General features: G+C 43.6%; 17 protein-coding genes. 16 read left to right on the top strand and 1 reads right to left on the bottom strand.

The window, feature by feature from the left end:
- Positions 1–248: 248 nt before the first annotated feature.
- Positions 249–1,175, bottom strand: a complete 927-nt coding sequence (locus tag P255_RS06470; protein WP_004905024.1) for a LysR family transcriptional regulator — start codon at positions 1,173–1,175, stop codon at positions 249–251.
- Positions 1,176–1,287: 112 nt separating this feature from the next.
- Here P255_RS06470 and P255_RS06465 point away from each other — a divergent pair, with 112 nt between their 5' ends.
- From P255_RS06465 to P255_RS06390, 16 genes are all read left to right on the top strand, one after another.
- Complete coding sequence (locus P255_RS06465) at positions 1,288–2,397, top strand: muconate/chloromuconate family cycloisomerase (RefSeq protein WP_004905027.1); 1,110 nt, start codon at positions 1,288–1,290, stop codon at positions 2,395–2,397.
- Between the two features lie 20 nt (positions 2,398–2,417).
- Positions 2,418–2,708 (top strand): muconolactone Delta-isomerase, encoded by a 291-nt coding sequence (gene catC, locus P255_RS06460; protein WP_004905028.1) that lies wholly within the window; start codon positions 2,418–2,420, stop codon positions 2,706–2,708.
- A gap of 117 nt (positions 2,709–2,825) precedes the next feature.
- The gene (gene catA / locus P255_RS06455; RefSeq protein WP_004905031.1) at positions 2,826–3,746 is read left to right on the top strand and encodes a catechol 1,2-dioxygenase; all 921 of its coding nucleotides are present in this window, start codon (positions 2,826–2,828) and stop codon (positions 3,744–3,746) included.
- An 89-nt stretch (positions 3,747–3,835) separates the two neighbouring features.
- Complete coding sequence (benA, locus tag P255_RS06450; protein ID WP_004752223.1) at positions 3,836–5,221, top strand: benzoate 1,2-dioxygenase large subunit; 1,386 nt, start codon at positions 3,836–3,838, stop codon at positions 5,219–5,221.
- Positions 5,218–5,709, top strand: a complete 492-nt coding sequence (gene benB / locus P255_RS06445) for a benzoate 1,2-dioxygenase small subunit (RefSeq protein WP_004905032.1) — start codon at positions 5,218–5,220, stop codon at positions 5,707–5,709. The genes benA and benB overlap by 4 nt, the downstream gene beginning before the upstream one ends.
- Positions 5,710–5,799: 90 nt before the next feature.
- Positions 5,800–6,816 carry a benzoate 1,2-dioxygenase electron transfer component BenC gene (gene benC / locus P255_RS06440; RefSeq protein WP_004905035.1) on the top strand — a complete coding sequence of 339 codons (1,017 nt, stop codon included), beginning with the start codon at positions 5,800–5,802 and terminating at the stop codon, positions 6,814–6,816.
- A gap of 40 nt (positions 6,817–6,856) precedes the next feature.
- Entirely contained in the window at positions 6,857–7,639 is a 783-nt protein-coding gene (locus tag P255_RS06435; RefSeq protein ID WP_004905036.1) for a 1,6-dihydroxycyclohexa-2,4-diene-1-carboxylate dehydrogenase, read from the top strand.
- Positions 7,640–7,679: 40 nt separating this feature from the next.
- Positions 7,680–8,891, top strand: coding sequence for a benzoate/H(+) symporter BenE family transporter (locus P255_RS06430; RefSeq protein ID WP_004905039.1), 1,212 nt, complete (start codon positions 7,680–7,682; stop codon positions 8,889–8,891).
- A 12-nt stretch (positions 8,892–8,903) separates the two neighbouring features.
- Positions 8,904–9,590, top strand: a complete 687-nt coding sequence (locus P255_RS06425; protein WP_004905040.1) for a 3-oxoacid CoA-transferase subunit A — start codon at positions 8,904–8,906, stop codon at positions 9,588–9,590.
- Positions 9,591–9,600: 10 nt separating this feature from the next.
- On the top strand, positions 9,601–10,254 hold the full coding sequence (locus tag P255_RS06420; RefSeq protein WP_004905042.1) for a 3-oxoacid CoA-transferase subunit B: 654 nt from the start codon (positions 9,601–9,603) through the stop codon (positions 10,252–10,254).
- A gap of 65 nt (positions 10,255–10,319) precedes the next feature.
- Complete coding sequence (gene pcaF, locus P255_RS06415) at positions 10,320–11,528, top strand: 3-oxoadipyl-CoA thiolase (RefSeq protein ID WP_004901729.1); 1,209 nt, start codon at positions 10,320–10,322, stop codon at positions 11,526–11,528.
- Positions 11,529–11,532: 4 nt separating this feature from the next.
- Entirely contained in the window at positions 11,533–12,312 is a 780-nt protein-coding gene (pcaD, locus tag P255_RS06410; protein ID WP_004901726.1) for a 3-oxoadipate enol-lactonase, read from the top strand.
- A gap of 84 nt (positions 12,313–12,396) precedes the next feature.
- Complete coding sequence (locus P255_RS06405; protein ID WP_004901723.1) at positions 12,397–14,178, top strand: sigma-54-dependent Fis family transcriptional regulator; 1,782 nt, start codon at positions 12,397–12,399, stop codon at positions 14,176–14,178.
- 245 nt (positions 14,179–14,423) lie between these two features.
- A complete protein-coding gene (locus P255_RS06400; protein WP_004901722.1) occupies positions 14,424–15,308 on the top strand; it encodes a transporter in 885 nt (294 codons plus the stop codon).
- Between the two features lie 36 nt (positions 15,309–15,344).
- A complete protein-coding gene (locus P255_RS06395) occupies positions 15,345–16,799 on the top strand; it encodes a benzaldehyde dehydrogenase (protein ID WP_004901720.1) in 1,455 nt (484 codons plus the stop codon).
- Between the two features lie 49 nt (positions 16,800–16,848).
- Positions 16,849–17,976, top strand: a complete 1,128-nt coding sequence (locus P255_RS06390) for an NAD(P)-dependent alcohol dehydrogenase (RefSeq protein ID WP_004901718.1) — start codon at positions 16,849–16,851, stop codon at positions 17,974–17,976.
- Positions 17,977–18,192: the final 216 nt, after the last annotated feature.

The raw sequence follows: 18,192 nt of genomic DNA, 5'->3' as shown, positions 1-18,192 counted from the left end.
ACTAATAAAAATAAAACACGTCATTTTAAATATTCCAGTTAAAAAATTATAAAGAAGCATTTAAGATTTTTATAAATCAATTTCATCCCTCAAGTGTAAGAGAAGTATAGCTTCCATAAAAACTCATTTTATATCATCTGGTTAATAACCTAATGTGGCAGCACAAAAGCTCTTATAAAATACCTCTGTGCTACGATCTTTTAAAATTTAGCAGGCAGGATATATTGATTAAAAATAGCCTAAGTAAATTAATAATTATTTATTTCAGTATCATCATAACGAATACCTTCATAATCATAAATTTGACGAATCGTTTCAAATAAAGCATAAATATAACTGCTATCTTCCATGTTTCGAATCGTAATAAAAATTGAACTAAGGGCATTTGGATCAATTAATGGTAAGTAATTTAATTGAGCTAACTGAATACTATTTGTACTCTCAGGCACAATACAAACTCCTTCACCAGCAGCAACCAAACCTAAAGCAAGTTGAATTTCTCGCGTTTCAGTCAATTTTTGTGGCTCTAAACCATGCTCTGAAAAAATAGAAAGCACATGTGTTGAAAAATTTGGTTTGGCAGTAGAAGGGTAAAGTAAGATATTTTGATCTACTAAATCCGCTAAATGCACACCTTGAGTTTTATATCGATTTAATGGATGACTGGCGTGTACTGCTACGGTTAGTTTTTCATTGCGTAATAAAACACGTTTAATTGCAGGATCACTGATTCTAAGACGACCAAATCCAACATCTATTCGCCCATCTTTTAGAGCTTCTACCTGGGCCTGTGTGCCCATTTCGATCAATTCAATTTTTAAATGTGGGTGCTTTTGTCGATATAAATAAATAATTCGGGGTAATAAACCAAATAATAATGAGCTCACGAAACCAATACGAATGGTGGTCTGTACAGCATTAATGCGCTGAGTCATCGACACCATTTGCTCTGCATTCGACAAAAGTTTAATGGCATGCTGATAAAAGAAATCGCCTGCGGGAGTCGTTTTTAAAGGACGGCTTCCTCGTTCAAATAGCTGAATTCCAAGCTCTTGCTCTAGATTCTGAATTTGCCGACTTAAAGGAGGTTGAGCAATAAATAATCGTTCGGCTGCTTTTGTGAAGCTTTGCTCCTCTACCACCGCCACAAAATAGCGTAGATGACGTAATTCCATACCCTAACTCCATACCTAAAAGATATATAAAAATGCAAAAACAGTCTTTCACATAATTTAACCATTCCTTTAAAGTATACACAAGCAAGAATATCTTGGACACTAAAAGACCATGTATAAATCCATTGAAACAATTCTGATTGATATACCAACAATTCGTGCGCATAAGCTCTCTGTTGCAACGATGAGTACACAAACATTGGTCTTGGTAAAAATCACAACAGACGATGGTTTTATTGGCTGGGGTGAGGCAACCACTATTGGTGGCTTGAACTATGGTGAAGAAAGCCCGGAAAGTGTAAAGACAAATGTCGAAACTTATTTCGCGCCTTTGTTGAAATCAGTCCAAGGTTTAAATATTGCTCAAACATTAAAAGTGATTCGTAAGAGCATTAATGGTAACCGTTTTGCGAAATGTGCGATTCAAACGGCTTTGCTTGATATTCAAGGTAAGCGCTTAGGTGTTCCAGTCAGCGAGTTACTTGGTGGTCGTTTACGTGATGCCTTGCCTGTACTTTGGACTTTAGCTTCTGGCGATACTGAGAAAGATATTGCTGAAGCACAGCAGCTTATTGAGATTAAACGTCACAATGCATTCAAATTAAAAATTGGTGCTAACAAATTACAACAAGATGTTGATCACGTTATTGCGATTAAAAAAGCACTTGGTGATGACATCAGTATTCGTGTAGACGTCAATCGTGCTTGGTCTGAAATTGAATGTATTAAAGGAATTCAACAGTTACAAGATGGCGGCATTGATTTAATTGAACAACCTTGTGCAATTGAAAACACGAATGCACTTGCTCGTTTAACCCAGCGTTTTGATGTTGCCATTATGGCAGATGAAGCATTAACTGGGCCAGATAGTGCATATCGTCTTGCTAAACAGCATGGTGCAGATGTTTTTGCAGTCAAAATTAACCAGTCTGCTGGTCTGATTGAAGCATGTGAAGTTGCCAAAATTGCCAAACTGGCAGGTATTGATCTATATGGCGGTACGATGCTGGAAGGTCCTATTGGGACAATTGCTTCAGCACATGCCTTTGCAACATTTGAATCGCTTGCCTATGGCACTGAGTTATTTGGGCCATTGCTACTGACTCAGGACATTCTCAAAACTCCACTGCAATACGAAAACTTTGAACTTAAGGTTCCAACAGGTTCAGGTCTTGGGATTGAAGTGGATGAAGACAAAATCGATCAATTACGTCGCCAGTAAGGTTTAAAGGAGTCGCACATATGCTTTTTCAGGTACGCATGGATGTCAATATTCCGTTAGATATGCCAGTAGATAAAGCAGCTGAAATCAAAGCTGTTGAAAAAGCCTACTCACAGGAATTACAACGTCAGGGTAAATGGCGTCATATTTGGCGTATTACAGGGCAGTATTCCAACATCAGTATTTTTGATGTCGAGAGTAATGAAGAATTACACCAGATTTTACAAGGGTTGCCATTATACCCATACATGAATGTTGAAGTGATGGCACTTAATCGTCACCCGTCATCTATTCGTGAAAATGATCGCTAGTCGATACCGACACGAACAGGATTAGTTTTTAAAACAAGGATGTGGTTAGCAACATTTGCCAGCTTTTAGGAATAGCTTGCCACAATTAGCCAGTATTCATATTCAAGGAGAATTTATATGGATCGCCAAACAATTGAAAATGTAGTTAAAACATGTAACGTGGACACTTCTGAAGGTCCAGTAAACCCACGTGTACAACAAGTTCTTGTACGTTTGGTTACTGATTTGTTCCAAGCAATCGAAGATCTTGATCTCAGCCAGTCTGAAGTTTGGAAAGGTATCGAAACTATGATCGATATCGCTAAGGCTGATGAACTTGCACTTATGGGTTCTGCTGTAGGTCTTGAACACTTCCTTGACCTTCGTGCCGATGAAGCTGATGCTAAAGCTGGCTTGACAGGTGGTACGCCACGTACGATTGAAGGTCCTTTATACGTTGCTGGTGCGCCTGAATCTGTAGGTTTCGCTCGTATGGATGATGGTTCTGAAGAAGGCAAAATTGCAACTTTGATCATCGACGGTACAGTAACAGATACTGATGGTGACATCATTCCTGGTGCGAAAGTTGAAATGTGGCATGCAAACAGCCATGGTAACTACTCGTTCTTCGACAAGTCACAGTCTCACTTCAACCTACGTCGTACAATTTTGTCTGACGAAAACGGTAACTACACTGCGCAAACTACTATGCCAGTAGGCTATGGCTTGAACCCTGAAGGCCCACTACAAGGTGTATTGAACCAGATTTCTCGTCACGGTCAACGTCCTGCACACGTGCATTATTTCATCTCTGCACCAGGTCACCGTAAATTGACCACACAGTTCAACATCGAAGGTGATAAATACCTTTGGGACGACTTTGCATTCGGTACTCGTGAAGGCCTAGTTGCAACTGCTGTTGATGTAACTGACGAAGCTGAAATTGCACGTCGCGGTTTGAAAGGTCCTTTCAAACACATCCAGTTCAATGTTGTGCTGCAAAAAGACAAAGCTGGCGCTCCTTCTACTGAAGTTGAACGTCGTCGCGCAAGCGCTTAATTCACCCTATCTAAAGGAACCAAAACGCTTAATTTTTACACTCAAGCGTTTTGGTGACTTCCTAACTTTTGGAAAGTCGGAGAACGGACATGCCACGTATTCCTGTAATCAATACCAGTCACCTAGATCGTATCGATGAATTACTTGTTGAAAATTATGAAACAGGTGAATTTAAACTCCATCGTTCTGTTTTTACTGATCAGGACATTTTTGACCTTGAAATGAAATATATTTTTGAGGGCAACTGGGTATACTTGGCACACGAAAGCCAAATTCCAAATAATAACGATTTCTACACTACGTATATCGGACGCCAGCCAATCATTATTGCACGTAACCGTAATGGCGAACTTAATGCAATGATTAACGCTTGTTCGCACCGTGGTGCACAGCTTTGCCGTAATAAACGTGGTAATAAAGCCACTTATACCTGTCCATTTCATGGATGGACATTCAATAACTCAGGAAAATTGCTTAAGGTTAAAGACCCAAGCGATGCGGGTTATTCAGACTGCTTTAACCAAGACGGCTCACATGACTTGAAAAAAGTTGCTCGTTTTGAAAGTTATAAAGGCTTTTTATTTGGTAGCTTGAACCCTGATGTTCCTTCTCTTGAAGAATACTTGGGTGAAGCGACTAAAATCATTGACATGATCGTCGGTCAATCTGAAGACGGTCTTGAAGTTCTTCGTGGTGCATCTACGTATACCTATGAAGGTAACTGGAAACTTACGGCTGAAAATGGTGCCGATGGTTACCACGTGTCTGCTGTACACTGGAACTATGCTGCAACTACACAGCAACGTAAAGAAAAACAAGGTGGCGATAACATCCGTGCAATGAGTGCTGGTGCCTGGGGTAAACAAGGTGGTGGTTCTTACGGTTTTGAAAATGGCCACATGTTGCTTTGGACACAATGGGCAAACCCAGAAGACCGTCCAAACTTCCCGAAAAAAGATGAATACACCGAGCGTTATGGCGCTGCAATGGCAAAATGGATGATCGAGCGTTCTCGTAACCTTTGCTTGTATCCAAACGTTTACTTCATGGATCAGTTTGGTTCACAAATCCGTGTTCTTCGTCCACTGTCTGTAGATAAGACTGAAGTCACCATTTACTGTATCGCGCCTAAGGGTGAAGCACCTGAAGCTCGTGCACGCCGCATCCGCCAGTACGAAGACTTCTTTAACGCGTCAGGCATGGCAACTCCAGATGACTTGGAAGAATTCCGTGCATGCCAAGCAGGTTATGCAGGAATCGCCCTTGAATGGAACGACATGAGCCGTGGTGCAAAACACTGGGTTCAAGGACCAGATGATGCTGCGAATGAAATCGGTTTAAAACCAAAACTTTCTGGTATCAAAACTGAAGATGAAGGTCTATACCTTGCTCAACATGAATACTGGTTAAAACTCATGAAAAAAGCAATTGCGACTGAAAAAGAAATGGCTGTAACTGAAGGAGAAAACGCATGAGCGCGATGACTTTAGAAAATATTGCTCAGTTCCTCTATCGTGAAGCACGTTTTTTAGATGACGAACAATGGGATAACTGGTTGCAGTGCTATGCACCAAATGCACAATTCTGGATGCCAGCTTGGGATGATGATGACAAGCTAACCGAAGACCCACAGTCTGAAATCTCATTGATTTTCTATCCAGACCGTCAAGGTTTAGAAGACCGTGTGTTTCGTATCAAAACTGAACGCTCATCTGCAACCATGCCAGATACGCGTACTAGCCACAACATTAGTAATATTGAAATTGTAGAACAAGATGGTGATTTGGTTACAGTTCGTTTTAACTGGAATACGTTAAGTTTCCGTTATAAAACTAGCTATAGCTATTTTGGTATGTCTCGTTATGTAATTGATTTTTCTGGTGATGAGCCAAAAATCGTGAACAAATATGTCGTGTTGAAAAACGATTACATTAACCAAGTTATCGATATTTACCATCTCTAAAGCTGTTTATACAGCAAGGAAAAACCTTTCAATCAAATGGAAAATTGGTTGAAAGGTCTAGTTTTAAAGCTTTATATAGGATATTCAGCCATGTCAAACCACAATGTTGCACTTCAATTTGAAGATGGCGTTACACGTTTTATCAGTGTTACAGATGGTGAAACACTATCTGATGCTGCTTACCGTCAAAAGATCAATATTCCGCTAGACTGCCGCGATGGCGCTTGCGGAACCTGCCGAGCGTTTTGTGAATCAGGTTCATATGACATGCCTGAAGATACTTATATTGAAGATGCACTAACACCTGAAGAAGCTGCGGAAGGCTATATTTTGGCTTGCCAATGTCGCCCTACGTCAGATGCAGTCTTCCAGATTCATGCGACTTCAGATGTATGCAAAACTGAAATTCATACCTATCAAGGTACGTTAACTTCTGTTGAAAATCTGTCTGACTCTACGATTACTTTTGGCATTGAGCTTGATGCAGCAGAACCTGACATCAACTTCTTGGCAGGTCAGTATGTCAATGTGGGTATTCCTGGTACAACAGAAACTCGTTCTTATTCATTCAGTTCTAAACCAGGCGACCGTCAAACAGGTTTCGTTGTCCGTAACGTGCCAAATGGAAAAATGAGTACTTACCTCAGCCAAACTGCAAAAGTAGGCGACAAAATGACTTTCACTGGTCCGTTTGGTAGCTTCTATTTGCGTAGTGTGGCTCGCCCAGTGCTTATGCTTGCTGGCGGTACAGGGATTGCACCATTCTTGTCAATGCTTTCAGTATTGGAAGAAAAAGGTTCTGAACAGCCAGTACGTCTTGTGTTTGGTGTAACCAATGACTTTGACTTGGTTGCAATCGAACGCCTGAATGAAATGCAAGCAAAATTCCCATGGTTTGAATACCGTACAGTCGTTGCTAACCCAGAATCTGCACATGAACGTAAAGGTTATGTGACTGGGCATGTCGACAATGAATGGCTCAATGGCGGTGATGTTGATATCTACCTTTGTGGTCCAGTGCCAATGGTTGAAGCAGTACGTGGCTGGTTAGATAAAGAAGGAGTGAAACCTGCTAACTTCTTGTTCGAGAAATTCTCTGCGAACTAAATTTTAACATGGTTCATTCATGCAAGATAAGGAAGTAAAGATGAGTCAACAACGTTTCAGCAATAAAGTGGTTATTGTCACAGGTGCGGCACAAGGTATTGGTCGTGGTGTAGCTCTACGCGTTGCCCGTGAAGGCGGAAAAGTTGTCATGGCAGATTTTTCTGAGTATGTCGAAGACGTCCTTAAAGAAGTCATTGATGCTGGCGGTGAAGCCATCACGGTACGTACAGATCTGGAACAGTTCGAAGGTGCCGAGAAAGTTGTTCATGCTGCCTTGGAAAAATACGGTCGTGTGGATGTACTCCTCAACATCGTGGGTGGCGCAATCTGGATGAAACCTTTTCAGGAGTTTAAACCTGAAGAAGTAGAGAAAGAAATTCGCCGCTCATTATTTCCAACTCTGTGGTGTTGCCATGCCGTACTGCCGAGCATGATCGCTCAGCAATCTGGTGCAATTGTAAACGTATCTTCTGTAGCAACGCGTGGTATTAACCGTATTCCTTACTCTGCGGCAAAAGGTGGTGTGAACGGTTTAACTGCATCTTTAGCATTTGAACATGCTCACGATGGGATTCGCGTGAATGCTGTGGCAACTGGTGGAACTGAAGCTCCGCCACGTAAAGTACCACGTAATAGCGCGCCAATGTCTGAACAGGACAAAACATGGATGCAGGAAGTTGTAGATCAAACAGTTGATCGTACCTTCTTAAAACGCTATGGCACAATTGATGAGCAAGTCAACGTCATTACTTTCCTAGCGTCTGACGAAGCTTCATATATTACAGGTAGTGTTGTGCCTGTCGGTGGTGGTGATCTCGGTTAAATTCGGAATGATCATAATATCGTGAGCATGGAGGCATACGATGTCTAATCTGATCCAGTCCCTCAAACAAGATTGGTCAATTTCAGCCACCATTGCAGGTTTTTTGGCGGTATTGATTTCTTATTCTGGGCCACTGGTTATCTTTTTTCAGGCGGCTCAACAAGCACAAATCGATTCACATATGCTCAGTTCATGGATTTGGGGCATTTCGATTGGTGCTGCGATTTCAGGAATTTACCTGTCGATTCGTTACAAGGTGCCTGTAATTACCGCATGGTCAGCACCAGGCACAGCGCTCTTGGTGACGTTATTTCCACATATTAGTTTAAATGAGGTCGTTGCTGCGTATATAACCGCAGCAGTCGTCATGCTGCTGATTGGTGTCAGTGGTTCATTTGACCGTTTGTTGCGCTGGATTCCATCGGGTATTGCCGCAGGTATGATGGCAGGCATTTTATTTCAGTTTGGTTTAGGTGTATTTCAAGCCACCAATCATATGCCAACCATCGTATTTAGCATGCTCGTGGTGTATCTGTGTGCCAAACGCTATAACCCGCGTTATAGCATGCTATGGGTTCTCTGTACGGGCATTCTCCTTAGTCTGTTTCTCGGGAAATTACATCCAGTTGCCTTGCAATTGTCGCTGACTGTTCCCGAATGGATTAGCCCGCACTGGACATGGGCATCGACGCTCAATTTTGCTTTACCTCTCATCTTAGTGAGCATTACAGGACAATTTTTGCCGGGCATGGCGCTGTTTAAACTGCATGATTATGAAGTATCAGGGCGCACCGTGATTGGCACGACCAGTCTGGCATCATTACTGGTTGCATGTACGGGTGGTATTAGCATTGTTTTGGCGTCAATTACTGCATCACTATGTATGAGTGAACATTGTCATGAACAGACGCAGCGCCGCTATATTGCAGGTATTGCCAATGGGCTGTTCTATCTGCTGGGTGGATTGTTTGCCAGTAGTATTGTGTTGTTATTTAGCTTATTTCCCAAAGAGTTAATTGCAGCTTTAGCAGGTTTGGCACTACTCAGTGCCATTACCAACAATTTAACCATTGCACTGCGTGACGAACAGCAACGTGAATCTGCCGTGATCACATTTTTAGCCAGTGTTTCAGGTATGCATTTTCTCGGTTTAAGTTCGGTGTTTTGGGGCATTTGTATCGGCATGCTTGCCCATTTCATTTTGAGCTTCAAAACAACGCATTCTTTAAAACTCAAGCACAGTAAGGTTTGATTAGGAAATATTATGATTGACAAAAGCTCTGCTTCTATAACAGAAGTGCTTTCACACATCAAAGATGGCTCGACCATCATGATTGGTGGCTTTGGCACCGCAGGACAACCTGCCGAACTCATTGATGGCTTACTGGATTTGGGCATCAAAGACCTGACCATTGTCAGCAACAATGCAGGCAATGGCGACTATGGTCTGGCCAAGTTGCTTAAAGCGGGCGCTGTGAAAAAAGTCATCTGTTCTTTCCCGCGTCAGTCTGACTCTTGGGTGTTCGACGAACTGTACCGTGCAGGCAAAATCGAGCTGGAACTGGTGCCACAGGGCAACCTCGCTTGTCGTATTCAGGCCGCTGGTATGGGCTTAGGTGCTGTGTTTACGCCGACAGGTTATGGCACTTTACTGGCTGAAGGCAAAGAAACCCGCCATATCGAGGGTAAAGACTATGTGCTGGAATACCCGATCCATGCCGATTTTGCCTTGATCAAGGCACAGCAGGGCGACCGTTGGGGCAATCTGGTTTACCGTAAATCCGCACGTAACTTTGGCCCAATCATGGCGATGGCAGCGAAAGTCACCATCGCACAAGTCTCTGAAGTGGTTGAACTGGGTGCACTTGATCCTGAACACATCATTACCCCAGGCATCTTTGTGCAGCATGTGGTTCAGGTTGAACCTACTTCACCACTGACAAGCGCATAAGGAGACTGATATGAGCTATAAAAAACTAACCCGTGACCAAATTGCTGAACGTGTCGCTCAAGACATTCCTGATGGCGCTTATGTCAACCTTGGCATTGGCTTACCGACCAAGATCGCCAGCTACCTGCCTGCAGACAAAGACGTGTTTTTGCATTCTGAAAATGGCTTGTTGGCCTTTGGCCCACCACCAGCTGAAGGTGAAGAAGACCCTGAACTGATCAATGCTGGTAAAGAATTCGTAACCATGCTCAAAGGCGGCGCGTTTTTCCATCATGGCGATTCGTTTGCCATGATGCGTGGTGGTCACCTTGATATCGCAGTGCTTGGTGCTTTCCAGATTGCAGCCAATGGTGATTTGGCCAACTGGCATACTGGTGCACCGAATGCCATTCCTGCCGTAGGCGGGGCCATGGACTTGGCTGTGGGTGCGAAGAAAGTCTTTATCACTACAGATCATGTCACCAAACAGGGTGAACCAAAGATCGTGGCAGAACTGACTTATCCAGCGACAGGGCTGAAATGTGTAGACCGGATCTATACCGACCTGTGTGTGATTGATGTCACACCTGAAGGGCTAAAAGTACTGGAGAAAGTCGAAGGCTTAAGCTTTGACGAGCTACAGGCAATGACGGGTGCAATACTGATTGATGCGACTCAGGGATAAAACCTCTCCCTAACCCTCTCCTGAAAGGAGAGGGAAAAGGTGATGTAACAGGACAGGATTAAAGAATGAAAAATGCTTATATTGTTGATGCCATCCGTACTCCGTTTGGTCGTTATGCTGGTGGTCTAGCCTCAGTTCGTGCTGATGACCTCGGTGCTTTACCGATCAAAGCCTTGATGCAGCGTAACCCAAGCGTGGACTGGCAACAGGTGGATGATGTGATCTATGGCTGTGCCAACCAAGCTGGTGAAGATAACCGTAATGTCGGACGCATGTCATCGCTTCTTGCAGGCTTACCGTACCAAGTGCCAGCCACTACCATCAACCGTCTCTGTGGTTCATCTCTAGATGCGATTGCCATGGCAGCACGTACCATCAAAGCGGGTGAAGCAGATCTGATCATCGCGGGTGGTGTAGAGAGCATGAGCCGTGCGCCATTTGTGATGGGCAAATCGGAAACCGCTTACGGACGTACCCAGAAGATTGAAGACACCACCATGGGCTGGCGTTTTATCAATCCGAAACTCAAAGAAATGTATGGCGTGGACACCATGCCACAAACTGCGGAAAACGTCGCAGCACAGTTCCACATTAGCCGTGAAGATCAGGACAAGTTTGCTTTAACCAGCCAGCAACGTACTGCTGCTGCACAAGCCAAAGGCTACTTTGCCAACGAAATCGTGCCTGTCACCATTCCACAGCGCAAAGGTGATCCGATTGTTATCGATACCGATGAACACCCACGTGCAACCACGCTGGAAACCTTGACCAAACTCAAACCTGTGGTGAAAGCCGAAGGTACGGTAACTGCGGGCAATGCGTCAGGCATTAACGATGGTGCAGCAGCACTCTTGATTGCGTCAGATGAAGCCATCACAAAATACGAACTGAAAGCCCGTGCCAAAATTATTGCGGCAACTACCGTGGGTGTTGAACCACGCATCATGGGTTTTGCACCAGCACCTGCGATCAAGAAATTACTGAAACAGGCCAACCTGACTTTGGCACAGATGGATGTGATTGAACTGAACGAAGCCTTTGCTGCACAAGCGTTAGCTTGTACCCGTGACCTTGGTTTGGCAGATGATGATGCACGCGTCAATCCAAACGGCGGTGCGATTGCACTGGGTCATCCACTGGGTGCCTCAGGTGCGCGTCTGGTGACTACGGCTTTGAACCAGCTTGAACAGACAGGCGGCAAGTACGCCTTATGTTCAATGTGTATCGGTGTCGGTCAGGGGATTGCTTTGATTATTGAGCGCGTAGAGGGATAAACCAATGCCAAGTTTTGTGACTCCACAGCAAATTACACTGAATTATCAAACTTTTGGTGACCCGAAGCATCCTGCTTTATTATTTTCCAATTCGCTTGGAACCAACCTGAGCATGTGGCAACCACAAATTGAATTTTTTCAGAAAGATTTTTTTGTGATTGCTTACGATACACGTGGGCACGGTGCATCTTCAACGGCGACACAGCCTTTTGGCTGTGCGGAACTGGCACAAGATGTGATTGATTTACTGGATCACCTCAACATTCAGACGGCGTATTTCTGTGGTATTTCGATGGGTGGTCTGACAGGTCAGTGGCTGGCGCGCTATTTTCCAGAACGCTTTAAAAAAGTGGTGGTGTGCAATACCGCAGCTAAAATCGGGCAAGCACAAGCTTGGCAAGAACGTGCTGCATTGGTACGCGCACAAGGCTTGCAACCGATTGCTGCAACAGCAGCATCTCGCTGGTTTACTGAAGCTTTTATCGAAAAGAATTCTGCTTTGATTAAAACTTTAAGTGAGAATTTGGCTGCTGGTAGCGCTGAAGGTTATGCACAGTGCTGTGAAGCTTTGGCTCATACCGATTTATGTGATGAAATTGCGAAAATTCAGATTCCAGTGTTGATTATTGCAGGTTCTGCAGATCCTGTGACGACCGTTGCGGATGGGCAATTTATGCAACAGCAAATTCACGGCGCAACACTCGCTGAGATTGCAGCCTCGCATATTTCCAACATTGAGCAACCAGAGCACTTTAATCAATTGCTAAAAGGCTTTATTGTATAAAACAGACAGGAATAACATGCTGTGCCGAACCCAATTGTTCTTGTGAATGATTGGGTTATTTTATTTTTAAATAGGATAGAGGATATGCACGGACACGCACATTATCCATGGAAGGATATTAAACATCATTTTTTTGAAACGGGCAGTTTGCCCAACCCCATTTTGGCAGATTCCCCCATTATTCAGGGTTGGCAAAAATCCCGACAGGCAGGCTTAAGCCCGTTGACCAAAGTTTCTGATCTGAGTGATTTTCCACATGCAGCGCTTACAGATAGCGACCAATATCTGGCAGAACTGGCCCAACCGATTTTGCAAGATACATGGAAAATTTTTGGGCAACAGGACATTAGTGTCTTTCTGATTAATCAGCAACGCAAAATTATTGCAGAGCAACACAATGACTTTGCCCATCAAAGCTATAGCTTTTTACAGACAGGGCGAATTGTCGATGAAACCGTGTTTGGGGCAATTGCACCGACCTGTAGTTTGTCCTGCCAGCAACCGCTGATTATGGTGGGTCATCAACATTATCTGGATGAATTTAGCGATTATTCTTGCGCTTCAGTCCCGATTTTTGATGGTCAAGGTGGTGTTTTAGGGGTACTCGATATTACTTCAAGGCAAGGTCTGCTCGCCAGTAACTGGTTACGGCATTTACTGTATCAGACCTATAAACTGGAAAATCAGCTCTTGATTCAACAGTCTGAGCAGCATTTACTGGTTTTTCAGCATTCTCCCGATTTACTTGGCAATGCTTATAGCGCGATGCTGGAATATGATGATCAGCAGATCATTCGCAAAGCCAATCAAATGGCGCTTAAACTGCTCAATCGAGATATTCATGAAGTACTTGGACAATCGTTACAGCAGTTTTTCCTCACGCCAATGGTCGAACAATCGGGCGATTTTCTGATTCAAACTCGTGACCATGCGCTGTTTTATGCACGGCAGCATCGACCAACGCGTCAAGTCATCTCAAACCAATCTATTAGAAAGTCTGCGATTCCACAGCAACAACAACTCCAACAAGCAGTCAAAGCGGTTCGTGCCAATATTCCGATTCTGATTACAGGTGAAACAGGCACAGGCAAAGAGCATTTTGCCCAACAACTTCGTCAGCAATTTCCTGAGCACCTGCCGTTTATTTCGATTAACTGTGGTGCAATTCCAGAAAATTTACTGGAATCAGAACTGTTTGGTTATGAAGGTGGTGCATTTACAGGTGCCAAGCACAAAGGTGAAAAAGGGCTGGTTGAACTGGCGGATCAGGGCTTTTTATTTCTCGATGAAATTGGTGATTTGCCAATGCATCTACAAGTCAAAGTGCTCCGCGTCTTGCAAGATCAGCAGTTTTACCGTGTTGGAGGACGACAACCGATTCAATCTAGATTTAGACTGATTTGTGCCACCAATCAGGACTTGCCGACTCAAGTTAAACAGCAGCAATTCCGTAGTGATCTGTACTACCGTATCCGAGGTTATGAAGTGCAGTTATTACCATTACGACAACGCAGTGACAAACTGGTCTTGATGCGGCAGATTTTGCAGGAATTGGGTATCCAGCAATGGTCAACACAGGTTGAACAACAACTTGAACAATATGACTGGCAAGGCAATATTCGTGAGTTAATTCATGTTTTAAAACTTTCGGTGGCATTGTCTGAACAGCCGATCCTAGAACATTTACATTTGCCTGAACAGTCTACATCTTCAATTGCTGGACAACTGTCTACAAGCCCAGCTGATTTGGAACAGCAAACCCGTCAACTGATTCAGCAAGTACTGCAACAGGAACAAGGCAATGTGTCCAAAACGGCAAAACGCCTGAATATTTCCAGAACTACAGTCTATAAGTATTTAAATTAAAATCAGTAAGATACACTGTCCAGTATTTGGACAGTGTTCACGTGAAGTTGTCCAGATATTGGACATAAAGTTGAAATTAAAAAATATAAGCCACTGAAATATAAATAATTATAAGATTGGCACGGTTGCTGCAAATAACATAAGTATCACAGGTAGCTATTGATCAGGACGATATCGCTACTTGCGACCCGCGTTTGAGGTTCACACGCAGTCAAGGACAATATTTCAGTCAGGGGATTTGACGAATGTTTTTTACACATTTAAAAAAAATTGCTGCACTCGTAGCCAGTTTCACAACACTCCACAGTGCGTATGCAGTCGATGTCAACGCAGGTGATTATACTGCTTTGCCCGTAGGAACCGATGTTGCAGCGTTATATTATCAACACGGCGAATCTGACGGTTACTATGTCAATGGAGATAAAATCGATGCCAAATCCCAGTCGGATATCGGGATTTTGCGTCTGATTCATTTTACCCAAATTGGCAACATGACCGTTGACCCGCAAATTTTACTGCCATTTGGAACGGTATATAACACCCGTGTTGCTGGACAACATTTAAATGACGCTAGCGGCATTGCTGATCCGATCATTGGCGCGACCTTTTGGTTGGTCAACCAACCCAAGGCGGGTGTTTCAGGACGTTATGTTGGTCTGACACCGCTGATTTATTTACCTGTCGGTCAGTACAACAAGCACGACAGTGTCAATCTGGGTGAAAACCGCTTTAAATACGATTTGCAACTGGGCTGGGTTGAACCGCTTTATAAAAACTGGTCAGCCGAATTTTATCAAGACGTGGTTTTTTACGGAAATAATGATCAGGCAGGCAATGGCAGCCAAACCCTAAAGCAACATACAAGCTATCAAACCCAAGCGAATCTGCGTTATGACTTCAACCCTAAGCAACGTGTCGCACTAGGCTATTCGGCAACCTATGGTGGTAAACAAGAACTCGATGGGGTTGATCAGAATACTCAAACCAAAACCCAGCAAGTCCGTTTTGAATACCAACAAATGCTGAATGCAAGAACACAATTTAGCGCACAGCTAACTTCAGATACCCAATTAGAAAGTGGTTTTAAAAAGCAACTCGGTGCAAATTTCCGATTGTTATATTTGTTTTAATTGACAGGATAATAAGATTAATCAAGGAGTTGTATTATGTCGTTATTAGATGCTCAAATCTGGAATCAGCGATTATTTCATGGTGAATGGCTGCCAGCAACGCAAAGCATGCCTGTGACCGAAGTTGCAACAGGTGAAGTGCTTGGACAACTCGGTTGCGCTACCGCAGACGATGTTGCTCAATCTGCTATCAGTGCAAAACAGGCACAACAAGCATGGGCAGCACTGCCGTATCAGGAACGTGCAGCAGTCTTTGAACGTGCCGCTCAACTTTTAACTGAGCATCAACCTGAAATTATTGACTGGTTAGTCCGTGAAAGCGGCTCGATTCAACTCAAGGCAGGTTTTGAAACTCACATTTCCTTGCAAATACTTAAGCACTGCAGCGCATTACCTGCCAGCGAACAAGGCAGTATTTTACCGACGCAAACAGGCAAAATCAGTCTGGCAAAACGTGTGCCTCTGGGCGTAATTGGGGTGATTTCACCGTTTAACTTCCCATTGTATTTGGCCCTACGTGCAGTTGCACCTGCATTAGCACTTGGAAATGCAGTCGTATTGAAACCTGATGAACGCACGGCAGTCTGTAGTGGTTTTGCGATTGCTCGAATTTTTGAATTGGCAGGTTTACCAAAAGGTTTGCTGCATGTCGTTCCAGGCGGTGCAGATGTGGGTGAAGCACTGACGCTTGATCCAAATATTGCCAGTATTCAATTTACAGGTTCAACACAGGTTGGGCGAATCATCGGGGCAAATGCAGGCAAAACCCTGAAAAAAGTTTCCTTGGAACTCGGTGGCAAAAACTCACTGATTATTTTACCTGATGCTGACCTTGAACTTGCTGCACAAAATGTGGCGTGGGGTGCATTTTTACACTCAGGCCAGATCTGTATGACTTCGGGCAAAATTCTGGTACATAAAAGTTTGTATGAAACACTGAAGCAGCGCCTGATAGAGAAAGTTAAAAACTTTGTGGTGGGTAATCCAACCGACCCAAATGTCAATCTTGGGCCACTGATTAACGCAAAACAAAGTCAGCGAGTACAGCAACTGGTGAATGCTGCGGTCACACACGGCGCTACTCTTGAAATCGGTGGTAAAGCAGACGGCGTATTTTTCCAGCCAACAGTTTTGTCAGGCGTTACTGCCGATAACCCGATTTTTAGTGAAGAAATTTTTGGTCCTGTTGCGGTACTGATTCCATTCTCAAGTGATGCCGAAGCGGTTGAACTGGCCAATATGGGGGATTATGGTTTATCGGCAGGCATTATCAGCAGCAATGTGGCACATGCCATGCAAATTGGCGCGCAACTTAAAGTCGGGTTATTACATATTAATGATCAAACTGTGAATGATGAAACCGTCAATCCATTTGGTGGTTTCGGCGCATCGGGTAATGGTACACGTATTGGTGGTCTGGCAAATCTGGATGAGTTTACACAATGGCAATGGATGACCATTCAAACTCAAGCGCCTAACTATCCGTTCTAAATCATCGTTTAAAAACTGTTTTAAAGACAACAACACAAGGAATGAAACAATGACAATCCAACAGGATCTTTTAGATATCACCGCAGCCGTCACTGAATGTAAAGGCGCAGATTTTAAGTTACAGCCATTAAAAATTCGCCAACCCCAGCATGATGAAGTTTTGGTGAAAATTGTCGCAACAGGCATGTGTCATACCGACCTGATTGTGCGTGACCAGTATTATCCCGTACCATTACCTGCAGTGCTTGGACATGAAGGTTCAGGCATTATTCAAGCGATTGGCCCCGATGTGAAAGACTTGAAAGTCGGTGATCATGTAGTTCTGACCTACGGTTACTGTGGCAAATGTACCCAATGCAATACAGGTAATCCTGCGTATTGTAGTGAATTTTTTGGGCGCAACTTTGGTGGTGCCGACCTAGAAGGTCATACAGCGCTGTGTAACCACCAGCACGATGCAGTGCATGACCATTTCTTTGCTCAGTCATCTTTTGCGAGCCTTGCTTTAAGCCGAGAAAACAACGCGATTAAAGTGCCTGAAGATGCTCCACTGGAACTCCTTGGCCCACTGGGTTGTGGTATTCAGACAGGTGCAGGAGCCGTTATTAATGCGCTTAAAGTTACACCTGCAAGTAGTTTTGTTGCACTTGGCGCAGGTGCAGTGGGTTTAAGTGCATTACTTGCCGCCAAGATCTGTGGAGCAACCACCATCATTGCTGTCGATGTTGTGCCATCTCGTCTGGAACTTGCTAAAGAGTTAGGTGCAACCCATGTGATTAACAGCAAGGAACAAGACCCTGTACAGGCCATCAAAGAGATTACACGTGGTGGGGTTAACTTTGCACTAGAGTCAACGGGTCGTCCTGAAATCTTAAAACAGGGAATTGATGCTTTAGGTACACTCGGAAAAATTGCAGTGGTTGGTGCACCGCCTTTAGGAACAACCGCACAGTTTGATGTGAATGATTTGCTGTTAGGCGGAAAAATGATTATGGGTGTGGTTGAGGGTAGTGGCGCACCGAAAAAATTTATTCCTGAATTAGTTAAGCTTTATCAGCAAGGATTATTCCCATTTGATAAATTGGTCAAGTTTTACGACTTTGAACAAATCAATCAGGCGGCTCTCGACAGCCAAAAAGGGATTACGCTCAAGCCTATTATTAAAATTCAGGGTTAAGCGACCCAGTTGCCATAGAGCCATTGCCTTGTGCGATGGCTTTTTATTTGGGTCAATGTGTAAAAAAAAATAGCAGTTTTTTACACATTTTAACCATTGTTTGGGATTATGATTTTTTAATGCAGCATTGGAAAGATGTCAAAAACTCACATTTTTCTGAAAAGCATTGCTGTGTAGATTCAATAGCTTGCATTGCTGTAGTTTCTGAATATCATA

The sequence above is a fragment of the Acinetobacter brisouii CIP 110357 genome (genome assembly GCF_000488275.1).
GTDB lineage: Bacteria > Pseudomonadota > Gammaproteobacteria > Pseudomonadales > Moraxellaceae > Acinetobacter > Acinetobacter brisouii.
Note: the sequence above shows the minus strand (reverse complement) of the source record. Positions and strands in the feature narration are given on the sequence as shown.